The sequence below is a fragment of the Comamonas resistens genome (assembly GCF_030064165.1).
Lineage (GTDB): Bacteria > Pseudomonadota > Gammaproteobacteria > Burkholderiales > Burkholderiaceae_C > Comamonas > Comamonas resistens.
In genome coordinates, this window is record NZ_CP125947.1 from 529,260 (window position 1) to 545,634 (window position 16,375).

Below are 16,375 nucleotides of genomic sequence, written 5' to 3' on the forward strand. Positions count from 1 at the left end.
ATGCATGAGCGATTCTTTTCTCTCTCAGGAAGAGGTTGATGCTCTTCTGGAAGGCGTTACCGGCGAGAGCCAGCGCTCTGAAGTGGTGGAGGTCGATCTCGGCCAGGTTCGCAGCTACGACATCTCCAGCCAGGAACGCATCGTGCGTGGGCGCATGCCCACCATGGAAATTGTCAACGAGCGTTTTGCCCGCAATTTCCGTATCGGCCTGTTCAACTTCATTCGCCGCAGCCCCGAGGTTTCCGTCGGCACGGTGACGGTGCAGCGCTACAGCGCTTTTCTGCGCGAGCTGGCCGTGCCCACCAATTTCAACATCATGGCCATCCGCCCCTTGCGTGGCAACGGTCTGATCGTCTGCGAGCCTTCGCTGGTCTTTGGCGTGATCGACACGCTGTATGGCGGCACGGGCCGCCTGCAGACCCGTATCGAGGGCCGTGATTTTTCGACCACCGAGCAGCGCGTGATCAACCGCCTGGTCAATGTGGTCTGCGAGGAATACAAAAAAGCCTGGCATGGCATCTATCCGCTGGAGCTGGCCTATCAGCGCTCGGAAATGCAGCCTCAGTTCGCCAATATCGCCACGCCCAGCGAAATCGTGGTTTCGACCGCATTCCAGCTGGAGATCGGCGATATCTCGGGTTCCATCCATATCTGCATGCCTTATGCGACGTTGGAGCCGATTCGCGATGTGCTGTATTCGTCCACCCAGGGCGATGCCATCGAGGTGGACCGCCGCTGGGTCAAGGTGCTGACGCGCGAGATTCAGGCCGCCGAGGTGACCTTGGTGGCCGAGCTGGCCCGTGCCGACGCCACGGTGGAGCAGCTGCTGGCCATGCGCCCCGGTGATTTCATTGAACTCGACCGCGAGCCGCTGATTCGCGCCTCCATCGGTGGGGTTCCGGTTTTCGAGTGCCAGTACGGCACGCACAACGACAAATACGCAATCCGCGTGGAGCGCAGCCTGCGTGGCGGCGAGTCCGGCTGGATGGGAGAGAAGCATGGCAATTGATGACAACAAGCCCGCGGGCGATGATCCGTTTTCCGGTTGGGCCGAGGCGCTGGAAGAGCAGCGTCAGCATGACCAGGCCGCAGAAGGAGCCGATATGTCCGAGCAGGGCGGCCCGCTGTCAGGCGACGCCTCGCGCAATTACGGCGATGTGCCGGTGCATGACATCAACATGGTGCTGGACATTCCGGTTCAGCTGTCCGTGGAGCTGGGCCGCACCAAGGTACCCATCAAATACATTCTGCAGCTGGCACAGGGCTCGGTGGTCGAGCTCGATGCGCTGGCCGGCGAGCCCATGGACGTGCTGGTCAACGGCTATCTGATCGCCCAGGGCGAGGTGGTGGTGGTCAACGACAAGTTCGGTATCCGCCTGACCGATGTGGTCACGCCGTCCGAGCGCCTGCGCCGGGTCAGCCGTGGTTGAGAACGCAGCGGGCGCGGCAGCGGCTCCTTCCATGTGGCCCACGCTGGCCCTGGTCGCCTTGTTTGTGGCGGCCATGGCAGCGCTGCCATGGCTGGTGCGCCGTTTGCAGCAAAAGAACCTGCTGCCCCGCGGCATGGGCATGGCGCGCGGAGCCGCACCGCTGCCATCGCAGGTGCTGGGCACGCTGTCCATTGGCCCCCAGCAGCGTGTGATGACGGTGCAAGTGGGCGAGGGCGCCGAGGCCGTACGCCTGGTGCTGGGCGTGACGGCGCAGCAGATTCAATGCCTGCATGTGCTGAAAACGCAGGCTGCATCTGCGCAGGCAGCTCATTCTTATGTAGCGCATTCACCAGCCATGCCGTCGTTCAACGATTCGTTGATCCAGGCTCAGGCCGATGGATCTGCCCGGAATTCAGGAAATGACTAAGTTCGTATCTCGTGCGGCGACGGGTCTTTTGCTGGCGTTGCCGCTGGTGGCCGCCGCCCAGGGCGCACCCGCCAGTTTGCCGCTGCTGGTCGGCCAGAGCGGTGGCGGCACCAGCTATTCCGTGCCCATCCAGACCTTGCTGTTCTTTACGGCACTGTCGTTCCTGCCCGCCATCCTGCTGTTGATGACGGGTTTCACCCGCATCGTCATCGTGCTGAGCCTGCTGCGTCAGGCGCTGGGTACGCAGTCGGCTCCGCCCAATCAGGTGGTGATCGGTCTGTCGCTGTTTCTCACCATGTTCGTGATGGGGCCCACGCTGGACAAGGTCTATCAGGATGCCTACCTGCCCTATACCCAGAACAGCATCAGCTTCGAGCAGGCCATCGAAAAGGCCGAGGCTCCCATGCGGGGCTTCATGCTCAAGCAGACACGCCAGTCGGATTTCGCCCTGTTCAAGCGTCTGGCCAAGCTCGACGCCGATGTCACCGCCGAAACCGCGCCGCTGCGCGTGCTGGTGCCCGCCTTTGTGACCAGCGAGCTGAAAACGGCGTTCCAGATCGGCTTCATGATCTTCATTCCGTTTCTGGTCATCGACATGGTGGTGTCTTCCATCCTGATGTCGCTGGGCATGATGATGCTTTCGCCGGTGCTGGTGGCTCTGCCTTTCAAGCTCATGCTGTTTGTGCTGGCCGATGGCTGGAACTTAATTATTGGGTCGCTGGCCGCCAGCTTCGCAACATAGCGGATCCCCCTGAGGCGCTTGCCTAGGCGGCCCCGCGCCTTCCCCAAGGGGGACGACACCTTCGGTGCGGGGCGGCCCTTCCTCGGTGTCTCGCACATTGAGCCGCGCCAGTTGCAAGCGTATTGGATTCGTTGAATTTTGAAGAGAGCGTCATGACTTCTCAATTTGTTCTGACCTTTGGCCGCGAGGCCTTGACTCTGTTGCTCATGATCTCCATGCCGGTGCTGGGCGTGGTCATGGGCGTGGGCTTGCTGGTCAGCGTCTTTCAGGCCGTGACCCAGGTGCATGAGGCCACGCTGGCCTTTGTGCCCAAGTTGCTGGCAGCGGTGCTGGTGTTTGCTGTGGCCGGGCCTTGGATGCTGTCCACGCTGGTGGATTTCATTCGCCGCACCATAGAAAGCATTCCAGGCTCGGTGGGATGATTTCCTTTAGCGAAGCCCAGATTGCCGCCTGGCTGTCGCCGCTGATTTGGCCTTTTGTGCGCGTGCTGGCGCTGTTCACCACGGCGCCCGTGTTTTCTCAGCGGGCCATTCCCATGCGGCTCAAGGTCGGGCTGGCCTTTCTGGTGGCGCTCTGCGCTCAGCCCATATTGGGTGATCAGACCGTGGTCAGCATTGCCTCGCCCCAGGCGCTGGGTACGCTGGTGCAGCAGGTGGTGGTGGGCTTGTCGGTAGGCTTTGCCGTGCGCCTGGTGATGGCGGCGATCGAGGTTGCCGGAGAAGTCGTCGGTTTGCAAATGGGTCTGAACTTTGCGTCGTTCTTCGATCCGACCAGCAATGCCCAGCTCAGTGCGGTGGCGCGCTTCATGGTGCAGATTGCCACGCTGCTGTTCATTGTCATCAACGGCCATTTGCTGGTGCTGATGGCAGTGCTCAAGAGCTTTGAGGCTTTTCCCGTCGATGGCAACTTCATGCATGCCATTGCCCAGATGCGTCTGCACGAGATGGGCAGCGCAGTCTTTTCCAGTGCGTTCTGGATTGCCCTGCCCATGATTGCCATGCTGCTCTTCGTCAACCTGGTGCTGGGCATCATCTCGCGCGTGGCGCCGCAGATGAATATCTATGCCGTGGGCTTTCCGGTCACCTTGACCGTGGGTCTGGTGGGTTTGACCGCGACCTTGCCCTTGCTGGAGCAGCCGCTGGTGGCCTTGCTGCAAAAGGGCATGACGATTTTTGGCGTTTAGTTGCAGGCCTGATTTAGCTGTTTTGATAGCTGCTGGCGCAGAGTAGGTAAGCGTTAGAGACCATTTTCTTCAAAACTGGCGCAATCCAGATCAGGGGCAGCGAACAAGCGCCGCCGCGCAGCGAGGCTGTCGTCCTCCTCTGGGGGGCGCCCGGCTAGGGGAAGGCGCGGGGCCGCCTAGGCAAGCGCCTCAGGGGGGTCAAATCAGCTTGTTATGAATCGCGTAGGCGGTCAACTCGGCATTGCTGCTCAAGCCCAGCTTTTCCAGTACCCGGGCCCGGTAGACGCTCACGGTTTTGGGGCTGAGCATCAGTTCCTGCGCAATATCGGTCTGGCGCTGGCCGCTGGCAATTTTCAAGAGGGTCTGCATCTCGCGCTCGGACAAGGCCTCGTGCGGCACGGGGGCGGCTGGCTGGGCCAGGCTGTCGGCCAGCATCTGCGCGACCTCGGCGGTCAGGTACTTGCGGCCGGCATGAACGGTACGCACGGCCTCGATCAGCAGCACCGGGTCGCCCGCCTTGTTGGCATAACCGGCCGCGCCGGCCTTGATGCTGCGCAGGGCGTACTGATCCTCGGGGTACATGGAGACCATGATGACGCGGATCTGTGGATGGGTTTCCCGTACGCTGGTCAGCACTTCCAGGCCGCTGCGGCCCGGCATGTTGATGTCCAGCAGCAGCACATCGCAGGCGGCTTCGCGCAGGGCCTCGCGCAGCTCGGCGTAGCTGCCTGCCTCGGCGGTGACACGGATGTCTGTGGCTTCGGCCAAGGTGTCGCGTATGCCTCTTCGCAAGATGGCATGGTCATCGCATAGCACCACGTGGATCAAAGTCGCTCTCCCAGGGAAACAGTCCGACGGTCGCAACATGGACAGGCACTGCGTTTGCTCATGTTTTGATGTCGGTCAGAGGAATGGTGAGGATGATAGAGCTTCCCCGACCGGGCTGACTACTCACATCCAGCCAGCCTTGTACGGTGCGCGCACGCTCATTCAGGCCTCTGAGGCCGAAGGACTGGGGCTTTTCGCGATCTGCGGGGCTCAAGCCTACCCCGTCATCTGTTACTTCCAGTGTCAAAAAATCCTCGTGATCGGATAGATCCAGCGTGACCTGGCTGGCTTGGGCATATTTGCTGACATTGGTCAAAGCCTCCTGGGCTGTGCGATAGACCACAACCTGCAGCGCGGGGGCAAACTCGGCCTGCTGGCAGCGCACATCGAGCCTGGCGGGAATGCCGGTGCGGCGCTCGAAGTCCTGCACCAGCCACTGAATGGCGGGCAGCAGGCCCTGGTCCAGTACCGGCGGGCGCAGGTTCTGCATGATGCGCTGGCTGGCCCCCAGCGCATGCTCCAGCATCTGCAGAGCGGATTGGGCGTGCTCGCGCAGCCCACCTTCGGGGCTGTTGCGCCGTATCCAGGCCAGATCGAATTTGACGGCGGTGAGCGAGCCTCCGATATCGTCGTGAATTTCACGCGAAATGCCGGCGCGCTCCTGCTCGATGCTGGTGTGCAGATGCTCGGTCAGCTCGGCCAGGCGTTTTTCGGAGGCCGCCAGCTCCTGCATGGCGCGGCGTCGGGCGCGCCGGGCTTCATGTACTTCCAGGGCGCGCTTGACCACATGAGGCAGGCTGGCGATCTGGTCCTTGAGCAGGTAGTCGCTGATGCCCAGGCGCATGATGTCCACGGCGGCAGATTCGCCAATGGCACCCGACAGCAACACGAAAGGCGGATGCTCGGGCAGCCGGCGCACCAGCTCCCAGACGTCGAGTGCGGTAAAGCCTGGCAGGTGGTAGTCGGCCAGGATCAGGTCGAAATTCTGCGCCTGCAGCGCCGCTTCGGTGGCCTGCAGACTGTCCACTGTCGTGAGCAGACAGGGTAATTGACCGCGCTTGAGACTCAGGCGTGCCAGAGTCTGATCGGCGGGAGAGTCTTCAATATGAAGGATCTTCACACGCTGTTCCTGCGATTGCTCATAGCCAAGGGCGCTATCATTAGATACATTTTGGAACATGGGAAGCAATAGTCGTCAAATCGTGAGCGAAAGCTGCGGCGGCGAACTGGAGCCGGTTCCTTGCACGGAGCATGACGGTCAGCCCGTCATGCAAGGCCAATCGCTGTTGGAGTAACAATGCAGACAACGCAAAACCCATCGGGTGTGCCTGCGGTCGCCATGCCCGTCATGGTGGCCGCGGAGCTGCAAGATGCCTTGCTCGTCACGCTGCGTGACTTGCAGCGTCTTGAGGGTCTGCTCGACCATGCCACGCAGAATCTGCTGCAGCGTTTCGATGAGGCCAATGGGCAATTGTCGCATCACGGCCAGTCTGATGCTGGCGTTCTGGAAGGCGCGCGCGAGGCTTTGCGTCTGGCGGTGACGGAGTTGCAGTTTCACGACATGTCCTCTCAGCTGATTGCCCATATGTCCTCCACCTTGCAAGCCTGTGCGCTGCGCCTGGGGGCGGCCACCATGGGCGTGGACGAGGAAGAAGACGGGCCCGCCTGTCTTCCGCAACTGCCCGACAGACCCAATCCCGTCACGCAAAGCGAGATGGATGCTGGCTCCGTGGAGCTGTTTTGACCTTTCACCCTATTTCCTGTTGCCCATCTGTTGGAGCTATACATGCGATCGATTCTGGCTGTTGATGATTCCCCCTCGATGCGAAAGATGGTGTCTTTCACATTGACCGGTGCAGGTTTTAAGGTGGTGGAAGCCGTCGACGGAGTGGATGCGCTTGAAAAAGCGAAAGCGCAGAACATTGATCTGGTACTGGCCGACCAGAACATGCCGCGCCTGGATGGCATCGGCCTGACGCGCAAGCTGCGCGAGGATCCCAAATTCCAGGGAACCCCCATCCTTATTTTGACCACCGAATCCAGCGATCAGATGAAGCAGGCCGGTCGTGCTGCGGGGGCTACGGGATGGTTGGTCAAGCCTTTCGACCCCAACCGATTGATCGAAGTCATTCAAAAAGTGCTGCGATAAGCCGATAGACCAAGAACAACAGCAGGAAACACCATGGCGGACTTACACCAGGATGGCGCAGGCGCAGACTTTGACCTGAGCCAGTTCTATCAAATCTTTTTCGAGGAAGCGAGCGAGAACCTCGACCAGATGGAGCAGATGCTGCTCAGCCTGGACTTGTCTGCGGCCAATGACGAGGAGCTCAACGGCATCTTTCGCTGCGCGCACTCCATCAAGGGAGGTGCCGCCACGTTTGGCTTCTCGGATGTGACCGAGCTGACCCATCGCATGGAGTCCCTTCTGGACCGATTGCGCCGTCACGAGATCACGCCGGTGCCTGCCATGGTGGATGTGCTGCTGGAGTCGGCCGACGCCAGTCGCAGCTTGCTGGCCCGCCATCAGGCCGGAGGTGAGGGCGAGCCCATGTCCACGGCCGAGCTGGTCATGCGCATCGAGACCCTGGCTCAGGGGCTGACGGAAATCCCTCAGCTTGGCAGCGTGGCGACCGAGCAGCCGGCGGTGGAGCCTGTGGCCGTGATCGCCGAGCCCCAGGTCAGCCACGTTCCGCAAGCCGTGCCTGCCATTTCCGACGCTGTCATCGGTACCGAGCCGCCTGCTGGCGCACGTACGCTGCAAATCAATATCGGCCCTTTGAGCAAGCTGGAGATGGGGGATGCCATCAAGGAGCTGTTCCGCGATATTCCGGGCCTGGGCACCATACAGGACCAGCCCGGCGCAGCCGATGGCTATCGTCTGTTCCGGGTCAGAACCGCATCGACCGACGATGAACTGCGCGATCTGTTTGTCTTCCATGTCTCCAAGGAACAAGTACAGATCAGCGATGCGCAGCAGCCTGCGGCCGTGATCGAGGCCGAGACTCCGGAAGAGATCTCTGAGCCCGTGCAGGACGAGGCTGCATTGCCGCCTCATAATCTGCCGCCCGAAGAGGCCTACGGCTTCTTTCCTGGCTCTCCAGGAGCGCCAGGGTTGCTCTTGAATAAAGAGCAGTCTGCGCAGAATGGACAGGCTCTGGCGGCTCAAAATACTGCAAAAACTGCGCCCAAGGCCGCTGCTCATATGGAGTCCACCAGCATCCGCGTGGATGTGAAGAAGGTGGACCAGCTGATCAATCTGGTGGGCGAACTGGTCATTACCCAGGCCATGCTGGCGCAGAATAGCCAGGGGCTGGATCCGGCCGCCTATCAGCAATTGCTGGCGGGGCTGGCCGACCTGGATCGCAACACCCGCGATCTGCAGGAATCGGTGATGTCGATCCGCATGATTCCCATGTCTACCGTGTTCAGCCGCTTTCCGCGCATGCTGCGCGATCTGGCCGGCAAGATGGGCAAGAAGATCGACCTCATCACATTGGGTGAGGCCACCGAGCTGGACAAGGGCCTGGTCGAAAAGATCACCGATCCGCTGACCCATCTGGTGCGCAACAGCGTCGATCACGGTATCGAGCTGCCCGAAGACCGCCTGGCGGCGGGCAAGTCCGAGCACGGCACGCTGACGCTGGCGGCTTCGCATCAAGGCGGCTCCATCGTCATCGAGGTGCGTGACGACGGCAAGGGCATGAATCGCGAGAAGATTCTGCGCAAGGCGCGCGAGCGCGGCATGGACGTATCCGACAGCATGCCCGACAGCGAGGTCTGGCAACTGATTTTCGCGCCAGGCTTTTCCACGGCCGATGTGGTGACCGATGTCTCTGGCCGTGGCGTTGGCATGGATGTGGTCAAGCGCAATATCACCTCGCTGGGCGGCACGGTGGAGATCGAATCCACGGCCGGTGTGGGCATGAAGGTGGCGGTGCGGCTGCCGCTGACCCTGGCCATCATGGACGGCATGTCCGTCGGCGTGGAGGACGAGGTCTACATCCTGCCGCTGTCGTCGGTGGTGGAGTCCTTCCAGGTCAATACCGACGATGTGAACACGGTGGCCAATGGCACGCAACTGGTCAAGGTTCGTGACGAATACATGCCGGTGATTGCGCTGGAACGCACCTTCCAGGTGCCGCGCGCCGATGAGAGCAAGACCAGCAACATCATGGTGGTGGTCGAGGCCGATGGCAGCCGCGTGGCCCTGCTGGTGGATGAGCTGCTGGGCCAGCATCAGGTGGTGGTCAAGAACCTGGAGAGCAACTACCGCAAGGTTCCCAATGTCTCCGGAGCCACGATTTTGGGGGATGGCTCGGTGGCCCTGATCCTGGACACCGGCGCCCTGGTGCGCAGAACCCGTCATTGAGCCGCTGCCCACGCAGCGCCAATCCAATCATCCGCATGGCACTAGGCCTCAAGGAGCTGAAATGAACCAGACCAACAAGACTGCAGCAGGCGTGGCCACGGGCGCACGCGAGTACCTGACCTTCCGCCTGGGCGAGGAGGAATACGGCATCGACATCCTCAAGGTGCAGGAAATTCGTGGCTACGAACAGCCGACCCGAATTGCCAATGCACCGGAGTTCATCAAGGGCGTGGTCAACCTGCGCGGCACCATCGTGCCCATCGTGGACATGCGCCTGCGCTTCAACTGCTCGGAGATCGAGTACAACGCCTTCACCGTGGTCATCATCCTGAACCTGGGCAGCCGCGTGGTCGGTATCGTGGTGGATTCGGTCAGCGATGTGATGGAGCTGTCCGCCGAAGCCATTCGTCCCGCACCCGATATCGAGAGCGCCATCGACAACGGCTGCATTCTGGGTCTGGGATCGGTGAGCGAGCGCATGCTGATCCTGCTGGACATCGAGAAGCTCATGGGCAATGTGGACATGGGCCTGGTGGCCTCTGAAGCCTGAGCCGCGCCGGAATCGATGTGCTGAACCCGGAACGCCATTCCGCCTCTGCTTCCTCTTTGGCTCGAAACACCCAAGAGGTCGATGCCCCGCTGGGCGCATCATTTGGTCCGCTGGCGCAGGGGCGCGAGTTTGCCTGGTCCGGGCGCGATTTTTCCCGGGTGCAGGCGCTGATCTACAAGCGTGCGGGTATCAGCCTGCACGATGGCAAGCACGCCATGGTCTATAGCCGCTTGTCGCGCCGGTTGCGGGATACGGGGCATGACAGCTTCGGCAGCTATCTGGACTGGCTGGAATCCATCAACGACGGTCCGGAGTGGCAGGAGTTCGTCAACGCACTGACGACCAATCTGACCTCGTTCTTCCGCGAGGCCCATCATTTCGAGATCCTGGCCCAGCATCTGCGCAGCCACAAGCCTGCAGGCAATGGCTGGAAGGTCTGGTGCAGTGCGGCTTCCACAGGGGAAGAGCCGTACTCGATTCTGATGACGGCGGTGGAGAACCTGGGCGCATCGGCCAGCTTCGCCCTGACGGCCAGCGATATCGATTCACGGGTGCTGGACGTTGCCTCGCGCGGGGTCTATCGGGCTGAAAACCTCAAGGGAGTGAGTACCGAGCGGCTGCATCGTTTCTTTCTGCGGGGTCGTGCTACCAATGCAGGCATGGTGCGGATCAAGCCCGAGATCCGGCGCATGGTGGACTTTCTCAACGTCAATCTGATTGCGGGCGATTACACGTTCCGTGAGTCTTTTGACGTGGTTTTCTGCCGCAACGTGATGATTTATTTCGATGCCGCAACGCAGCGCCGTGTGCTGGAGCGCATCCATCGCGTGATGCAGCCCGGTGGCCTGCTGTTTGTGGGGCATGCTGAAAATTTCAGCGATTCTCGTGACCTGTTTGCACTCAAGGGCAAGACGGTTTATGAGCGCCAATGAGGCTGAACTGAGAGGGCTTGCCGCATGATGAATCCGCCTTCAGCCGAACTGGCTGCGAAAATAGAGCGCAGAGCTTCCATGCGTGTGCACAACTATGGTGCAGCAGATTACCCAGACCCCGCTGCTGCGGCACCTGCTGCCTCGCTGGAGCAGCTCAAGCGTCAGCCACGCCAGCGCGGCGAAGCCTCGTTTTTCTACTTCGATCCGCATTTCCAGCTCAATGCGGCCAAGGTGCTGCCCGGTGAGTACTTTGTCTCCCGCGAGGATATGACCATCGTCACGGTGCTGGGCTCCTGCATTGCCGCCTGTCTCTGGGACCGTTTCATGCGCGTTGGCGGCATGAATCATTTCATGTTGCCGGATGGGGACAGCAGCGATGTCTCGGGGCGCTACGGCTCCTACGCCATGGAATTGCTGATCAACGAGATGCTCAAACTGGGCGCACGGCGTGAGTCCATGCAGGCCAAGATTTTCGGTGGCGGTCAGGTCATGGCCAACTTCACGACCATGAATGTGGGCGAGCGCAATACCTCGTTCGTCACCGAATATCTGCAAACCGAGCGCATTCCCATCGTCTCCCAGGACGTGCTGGACATCTATCCGCGCAAGGTGGTATTTTTTCCGTCCACCGGCAAGGCCATGGTCAAGCGTCTGGCCCATGCCCATCCCGAGGCTCTGGTGCAGCAAGAGTTCAGCCGTGGCAATGCCGCCGTGGTGGCGCGCAATACGGCTGGCGGGTCGGTGGACTTGTTTTGAGGAAGGTTGAGCGTTGATAAAGCCAAAAATCCGGGTGATCGTGGTGGACGACTCCGCGCTGGTGCGCAGTCTGCTGGCCGAGATCATCAACCGTCAGCATGATATGGAGTGCATCGGTACGGCCAATGACCCGCTGATTGCCCGCGAGATGATTCGCGAGTTGAACCCGGACGTGATTACGCTGGATGTGGAAATGCCCCGCATGGATGGCATTGACTTTCTGGGGCGGCTCATGTCCCTGCGGCCCATGCCCGTGCTGATGATCTCCACGCTGACCGAGCGCGGTGCTGAGGTCACCATGCGTGCGCTGGAGTTGGGTGCCATCGATTTTGTGGCCAAGCCCCGTGTCGGTGTGGCCAATGGCCTGCAGGAGCTGGCCAGCCAGATTGTGGACAAGATCCGCGTGGCAGCCGTCGCCCAGGTGCGGCGGCTGGCGGTTGCTCCCAGTGGTGTGGCAGCTGGCGCTGCAAGCCGGCCCGCCGCTGCGGCCCGTCCCGCGCCTGTCTCTGGTTTGCTGGGACGTATTTCCACCGAGAAGATCATTGCCATCGGTGCCTCGACCGGCGGTACTGAGGCCATCCGTGAAGTGCTCACGCATCTGCCGGCAGACTGCCCGGCCATTGTCATCACCCAGCATATGCCGCCGGGCTTTACGACCAGCTTCGCGGCGCGGCTCAACAGCCTGTGTCAGATGACGGTCAAGGAAGCCGTGCATGGCGAGCGCCTGCTGCCAGGTCATGCCTATATCGCTCCCGGCGGTAAGCATTTCTCTATCGCACGCAGTGGCGCCAACTATGTGGCCGTAGTCGACGACGCACCGCCCGTGAACCGTCACAAGCCATCGGTGGAGGTGCTGTTCAAATCCGTGGCCGCTCATGCCGGCCGCAATGCCTACGGGATCATGCTGACCGGCATGGGGGCCGACGGAGCGACAGCCATGCGCGAGATGCGCAATGCGGGTAGCTACAACTTGGTGCAGGATGAGGCCAGCTGCATAGTCTTTGGCATGCCCCGTGAAGCGATTGCCCATGGCGCTGCCGACGAGGTACTGCCCTTGCCACAGATTGCGCAGGCGTTGCTGGGCAGGCTGCGTGGCGGATCCGATCAAGTCCATCACCGGATCTGAGGCTATCTAAAAAGAGAGCGCCTTGCGCTTGTCGTTTAATGAGTCCAGGTGCTTTATATGCCGAAACTCATGGAAGACAAGCGTAAGGCGCTCTTCTTATTGATAGGCTAGGCGTTATTCGGACAGCAACGTCCAGCGCTCCAGCGCCTCCATCAGCGCTTCGTCAATCTCCGCATCGCGCTGATGCATGGCAACCGCCTTGGCGTTATCGGATGCATACAGGCTGCCGTCGGCCAGTGCATCCTGAATCTGCTTCTGCTCGGCCTCCAGTGAGGCAATCAGCTCAGGCAGGGCTTCCAGCTCACGCTGCTCCTTGTAGCTGAGCTTTTTCTTGGCAGTCGTTGCTGCGGGCGTTTCGCTACGGGCTTGCGCCGGTTTGGCTTCCTCCTTGGGCTGAGCCTTGGCCTGTGCTGCTTCGGCAATCGCCTTGCTGCGGCGTGACTGCTCCATCCAGTCCGTCACGCCACCTTCGTATTCACGCCAGTGGCCCGGACCTTCCCAGGCAATAGTGCTGGTGACCACGTTGTCCAGGAAGGTACGGTCGTGGCTGACGAGGAAGACCGTACCGTCATAGTTCTGCAGCAGCTCTTCCAGCATGTCCAGCGTCTCGATGTCGAGGTCGTTGGTCGGCTCGTCCAGCACCAGGACATTGGCAGGGCGGGCAAACAGGCGGGCCAGCAGCAAACGGTTGCGCTCGCCGCCAGACAGCGATCGGACCGGGGAGTGCGCACGGGCCGGAGAGAACAGAAAGTCGGCCAGATAGCTCTTGACGTGCTTTTTCTGGCTGCCGATCTCGATCCACTCGCTGCCCGGGCTGATGAAGTCCTCCAGGGTCGCATCCAGATCCACCTGGTGGCGCATCTGGTCGAAGTAAGCCACCTGAAGATTGCCCCCCAGGCGTACCTGACCGCTGTCGGGAGCCAGCTCGCCCAGAATCATCTTGAGCAAGGTGGTCTTGCCGGCGCCGTTCGGCCCCAGCAGGCCCACCTTGTCGCCACGCAGGATGGTGCCGCTGAATCTTTCAACGATCTTCTTTTCACCAAAGGTCTTGCTGACACCGGTGAGCTCGGCCACGATCTTGCCCTGATAGCCGTCGCCCTTGCCCGAGGCGATATCCATATTCACGCCACCCAGCACATCGCGGCGCTGTGCGCGATTGGCCCGCAGCTCCTGCAGGCGGGAAATACGGCTTTGGCTGCGGGTGCGGCGGGCTTCCACACCCTTGCGGATCCAGATCTCTTCCTGGGCCAGCAGCTTGTCGGCCTTGGCGTTGATGATCGCTTCCTGATTGAGCTGCTCTTCCTTCTGCAGCACATACTGGGAAAAATTGCCAGGGTAGGTGCGCAGAATGCCTCTATCCAGTTCCACGATGCGTGTCGCAATGCGATCCAGAAAGCTGCGGTCGTGGGTAATGGTGACGACGCTGCCCTTGAACGCAATCAGCAGCTCTTCCAGCCACTCGATCGAATCCAGGTCCAGGTGGTTGGTCGGCTCGTCCAGCAGCAGCACGTCGGGGCGGGCCACCAGAGCCTGTGCCAATGCCACGCGCTTGCGGGTGCCGCCAGACAGGCTGCCCACCAAAGCGGTGGGGTCCAGATGCAGGCGCTGCAGCGTCTCTTCCACGCGCTGCTCCCAGTTCCAGGCGTCATAAGCCTCGATCTGCGTCTGCAGCGCATCCAGATCCTCGCCTTCACCGCCCGCCAGATAGCGCTCGCGGATTGCAATCACCGCTGCAATGCCGTCCGAAGCAGACTCGAAGATCGTGTGCTCAGGGTTCAGATCCGGCTCTTGCGCCACATAAGTAATGCGGACCCCGTTTTGAACCTGGAGCTGGCCGTCATCGGCCTTGGCCAAGCCGCCCAGGATCTTGAGCAGCGAAGACTTACCAGCGCCGTTACGGCCAATCAAGCCGACACGCTCGCCGGCTTCCAGGGAAAAAGTGGTGTGGTCCAGAAGGGCCACATGCCCGAACGCCAGTTGAGCGTCCAACAAAGTAATCAGTGCCATCGTGCGCGCATTATGTATGGATGCCATAGAGGCAGAGGCCGTCAGGCCTCTGCCTCTATCTCCTGCAACCCTCAAGCTGCCAGCAAAGACCACGTCGCTGCATGAAGTTTTTGTGTCAAAAAATGGCGGCCTAGGGTTTCACCTATGCTATAGTTCAATCCATCGCAGCAAACAACTGCCTCGCAAGCTCTCAAAGAAATTGCGAAACAGCTTTGAAAACTGTGCTACAATGCAAGGCTTCGCTGATCGCAGCAAGCAACGAGATTTGAAATTGGTTTTGGCTGATTTTGTCTCGGTTCCTTAAAAAAATACAGCCGATAAGCGTGGGCGTTTGGTGGCAAGCAGCCAGTTCTACGGAACAAACTCTTCGGAGTTATCAAACGTTCACAAAAACAGTAATAAAGAAGATTTATCTTCTGATTTCCGTCAAGTGAATGAGCAGTCGAAAGACTTTAAATTCAAGATCGAACTATAGAGTTTGATCCTGGCTCAGATTGAACGCTGGCGGCATGCTTTACACATGCAAGTCGAACGGCAGCACGGACTTCGGTCTGGTGGCGAGTGGCGAACGGGTGAGTAATACATCGGAACGTGCCTAGTAGTGGGGGATAACTACTCGAAAGAGTGGCTAATACCGCATGAGATCTACGGATGAAAGCAGGGGACCTTCGGGCCTTGTGCTACTAGAGCGGCTGATGGCAGATTAGGTAGTTGGTGGGGTAAAGGCTTACCAAGCCTGCGATCTGTAGCTGGTCTGAGAGGACGACCAGCCACACTGGGACTGAGACACGGCCCAGACTCCTACGGGAGGCAGCAGTGGGGAATTTTGGACAATGGGCGCAAGCCTGATCCAGCAATGCCGCGTGCAGGATGAAGGCCCTCGGGTTGTAAACTGCTTTTGTACGGAACGAAAAGCCTGAGGCTAATATCCTCGGGTCATGACGGTACCGTAAGAATAAGCACCGGCTAACTACGTGCCAGCAGCCGCGGTAATACGTAGGGTGCAAGCGTTAATCGGAATTACTGGGCGTAAAGCGTGCGCAGGCGGTTTTGTAAGACAGTGGTGAAATCCCCGGGCTCAACCTGGGAACTGCCATTGTGACTGCAAGGCTAGAGTGCGGCAGAGGGGGATGGAATTCCGCGTGTAGCAGTGAAATGCGTAGATATGCGGAGGAACACCGATGGCGAAGGCAATCCCCTGGGCCTGCACTGACGCTCATGCACGAAAGCGTGGGGAGCAAACAGGATTAGATACCCTGGTAGTCCACGCCCTAAACGATGTCAACTGGTTGTTGGGTCTTAACTGACTCAGTAACGAAGCTAACGCGTGAAGTTGACCGCCTGGGGAGTACGGCCGCAAGGTTGAAACTCAAAGGAATTGACGGGGACCCGCACAAGCGGTGGATGATGTGGTTTAATTCGATGCAACGCGAAAAACCTTACCCACCTTTGACATGTACGGAAGTTACCAGAGATGGTTTCGTGCTCGAAAGAGAACCGTAACACAGGTGCTGCATGGCTGTCGTCAGCTCGTGTCGTGAGATGTTGGGTTAAGTCCCGCAACGAGCGCAACCCTTGCCATTAGTTGCTACATTCAGTTGAGCACTCTAATGGGACTGCCGGTGACAAACCGGAGGAAGGTGGGGATGACGTCAAGTCCTCATGGCCCTTATAGGTGGGGCTACACACGTCATACAATGGCTGGTACAAAGGGTTGCCAACCCGCGAGGGGGAGCTAATCCCATAAAGCCAGTCGTAGTCCGGATCGCAGTCTGCAACTCGACTGCGTGAAGTCGGAATCGCTAGTAATCGTGGATCAGAATGTCACGGTGAATACGTTCCCGGGTCTTGTACACACCGCCCGTCACACCATGGGAGCGGGTCTCGCCAGAAGTAGGTAGCCTAACCGCAAGGAGGGCGCTTACCACGGCGGGGTTCGTGACTGGGGTGAAGTCGTAACAAGGTAGCCGTATCGGAAGGTGCGGCTGGATCACCTCCTTTCTGGAAAAACGCTGCTTAAAA

General features: G+C 60.1%; 16 protein-coding genes and 1 rRNA gene. 14 read left to right on the forward strand and 3 right to left on the reverse strand.

The genetic code is table 11. The annotated features are described in order from the left end of the window. Positions 1-4 precede the first annotated feature (4 nt). The 6 genes from fliM to fliR all read left to right on the forward strand — a co-directional run bounded on the left by fliM (position 5) and on the right by fliR (position 3,782). Positions 5-1,009, forward strand: a complete 1,005-nt coding sequence (gene fliM, locus QMY55_RS02425; RefSeq protein ID WP_283487126.1) for a flagellar motor switch protein FliM — start codon at positions 5-7, stop codon at positions 1,007-1,009. Further along, entirely contained in the window at positions 999-1,430 is a 432-nt protein-coding gene (gene fliN, locus QMY55_RS02430; RefSeq protein ID WP_283487127.1) for a flagellar motor switch protein FliN, read from the forward strand. Before fliM ends, fliN begins: the two co-directional genes overlap by 11 nt. 31 nt (positions 1,431-1,461) lie before the next feature. Further along, positions 1,462-1,857 carry a FliO/MopB family protein gene (locus QMY55_RS02435; RefSeq protein WP_407650679.1) on the forward strand — a complete coding sequence of 132 codons (396 nt, stop codon included), beginning with the start codon at positions 1,462-1,464 and terminating at the stop codon, positions 1,855-1,857. After that, positions 1,850-2,599 carry a flagellar type III secretion system pore protein FliP gene (gene fliP / locus QMY55_RS02440; RefSeq protein WP_283487129.1) on the forward strand — a complete coding sequence of 250 codons (750 nt, stop codon included), beginning with the start codon at positions 1,850-1,852 and terminating at the stop codon, positions 2,597-2,599. Before QMY55_RS02435 ends, fliP begins: the two co-directional genes overlap by 8 nt. A 152-nt stretch (positions 2,600-2,751) precedes the next feature. Continuing rightward, complete coding sequence (gene fliQ, locus QMY55_RS02445) at positions 2,752-3,021, forward strand: flagellar biosynthesis protein FliQ (protein WP_283487130.1); 270 nt, start codon at positions 2,752-2,754, stop codon at positions 3,019-3,021. Next, a complete protein-coding gene (gene fliR / locus QMY55_RS02450) occupies positions 3,018-3,782 on the forward strand; it encodes a flagellar biosynthetic protein FliR (protein ID WP_283487131.1) in 765 nt (254 codons plus the stop codon). The genes fliQ and fliR overlap by 4 nt, the downstream gene beginning before the upstream one ends. A 198-nt stretch (positions 3,783-3,980) precedes the next feature. Here the strand turns inward: fliR and QMY55_RS02455 are convergent, their stop codons facing one another. Both QMY55_RS02455 and QMY55_RS02460 read right to left on the reverse strand, forming a co-directional pair. Beyond that, on the reverse strand, positions 3,981-4,610 hold the full coding sequence (locus QMY55_RS02455) for a response regulator (RefSeq protein WP_283487132.1): 630 nt from the start codon (positions 4,608-4,610) through the stop codon (positions 3,981-3,983). Positions 4,611-4,668: 58 nt separating this feature from the next. Further along, on the reverse strand, positions 4,669-5,790 hold the full coding sequence (locus QMY55_RS02460; protein WP_283487133.1) for a hybrid sensor histidine kinase/response regulator: 1,122 nt from the start codon (positions 5,788-5,790) through the stop codon (positions 4,669-4,671). A gap of 117 nt (positions 5,791-5,907) precedes the next feature. On the opposite strand from QMY55_RS02460, the gene QMY55_RS02465 reads away from it, so the two are divergent. The 7 genes from QMY55_RS02465 to QMY55_RS02495 all read left to right on the forward strand — a co-directional run bounded on the left by QMY55_RS02465 (position 5,908) and on the right by QMY55_RS02495 (position 12,346). Continuing rightward, positions 5,908-6,354, forward strand: a complete 447-nt coding sequence (locus QMY55_RS02465) for a hypothetical protein (RefSeq protein WP_283487134.1) — start codon at positions 5,908-5,910, stop codon at positions 6,352-6,354. 42 nt (positions 6,355-6,396) lie between these two features. Further along, positions 6,397-6,759, forward strand: coding sequence for a response regulator (locus tag QMY55_RS02470; protein ID WP_283487135.1), 363 nt, complete (start codon positions 6,397-6,399; stop codon positions 6,757-6,759). Between the two features lie 33 nt (positions 6,760-6,792). Next, on the forward strand, positions 6,793-8,982 hold the full coding sequence (locus QMY55_RS02475; protein ID WP_283487136.1) for a chemotaxis protein CheW: 2,190 nt from the start codon (positions 6,793-6,795) through the stop codon (positions 8,980-8,982). Between the two features lie 61 nt (positions 8,983-9,043). After that, positions 9,044-9,532 carry a chemotaxis protein CheW gene (locus QMY55_RS02480; RefSeq protein ID WP_283487137.1) on the forward strand — a complete coding sequence of 163 codons (489 nt, stop codon included), beginning with the start codon at positions 9,044-9,046 and terminating at the stop codon, positions 9,530-9,532. Positions 9,533-9,588: 56 nt separating this feature from the next. Continuing rightward, positions 9,589-10,464, forward strand: a complete 876-nt coding sequence (locus tag QMY55_RS02485) for a CheR family methyltransferase (protein WP_283487138.1) — start codon at positions 9,589-9,591, stop codon at positions 10,462-10,464. Between the two features lie 78 nt (positions 10,465-10,542). After that, positions 10,543-11,220, forward strand: coding sequence for a chemoreceptor glutamine deamidase CheD (gene cheD / locus QMY55_RS02490; RefSeq protein WP_283487139.1), 678 nt, complete (start codon positions 10,543-10,545; stop codon positions 11,218-11,220). 16 nt (positions 11,221-11,236) lie between these two features. Continuing rightward, positions 11,237-12,346, forward strand: a complete 1,110-nt coding sequence (locus QMY55_RS02495) for a protein-glutamate methylesterase/protein-glutamine glutaminase (protein WP_283488867.1) — start codon at positions 11,237-11,239, stop codon at positions 12,344-12,346. 114 nt (positions 12,347-12,460) lie between these two features. On the opposite strand, the gene QMY55_RS02500 is transcribed toward QMY55_RS02495, so the two are convergent. Next, the gene (locus QMY55_RS02500) at positions 12,461-14,353 is read right to left on the reverse strand and encodes an ATP-binding cassette domain-containing protein (protein ID WP_283487140.1); all 1,893 of its coding nucleotides are present in this window, start codon (positions 14,351-14,353) and stop codon (positions 12,461-12,463) included. Between the two features lie 466 nt (positions 14,354-14,819). Between QMY55_RS02500 and QMY55_RS02505 the strand changes: the two genes are divergently transcribed. Then, positions 14,820-16,354: ribosomal RNA gene (locus QMY55_RS02505) — 16S ribosomal RNA — on the forward strand. Positions 16,355-16,375 lie beyond the last annotated feature (21 nt).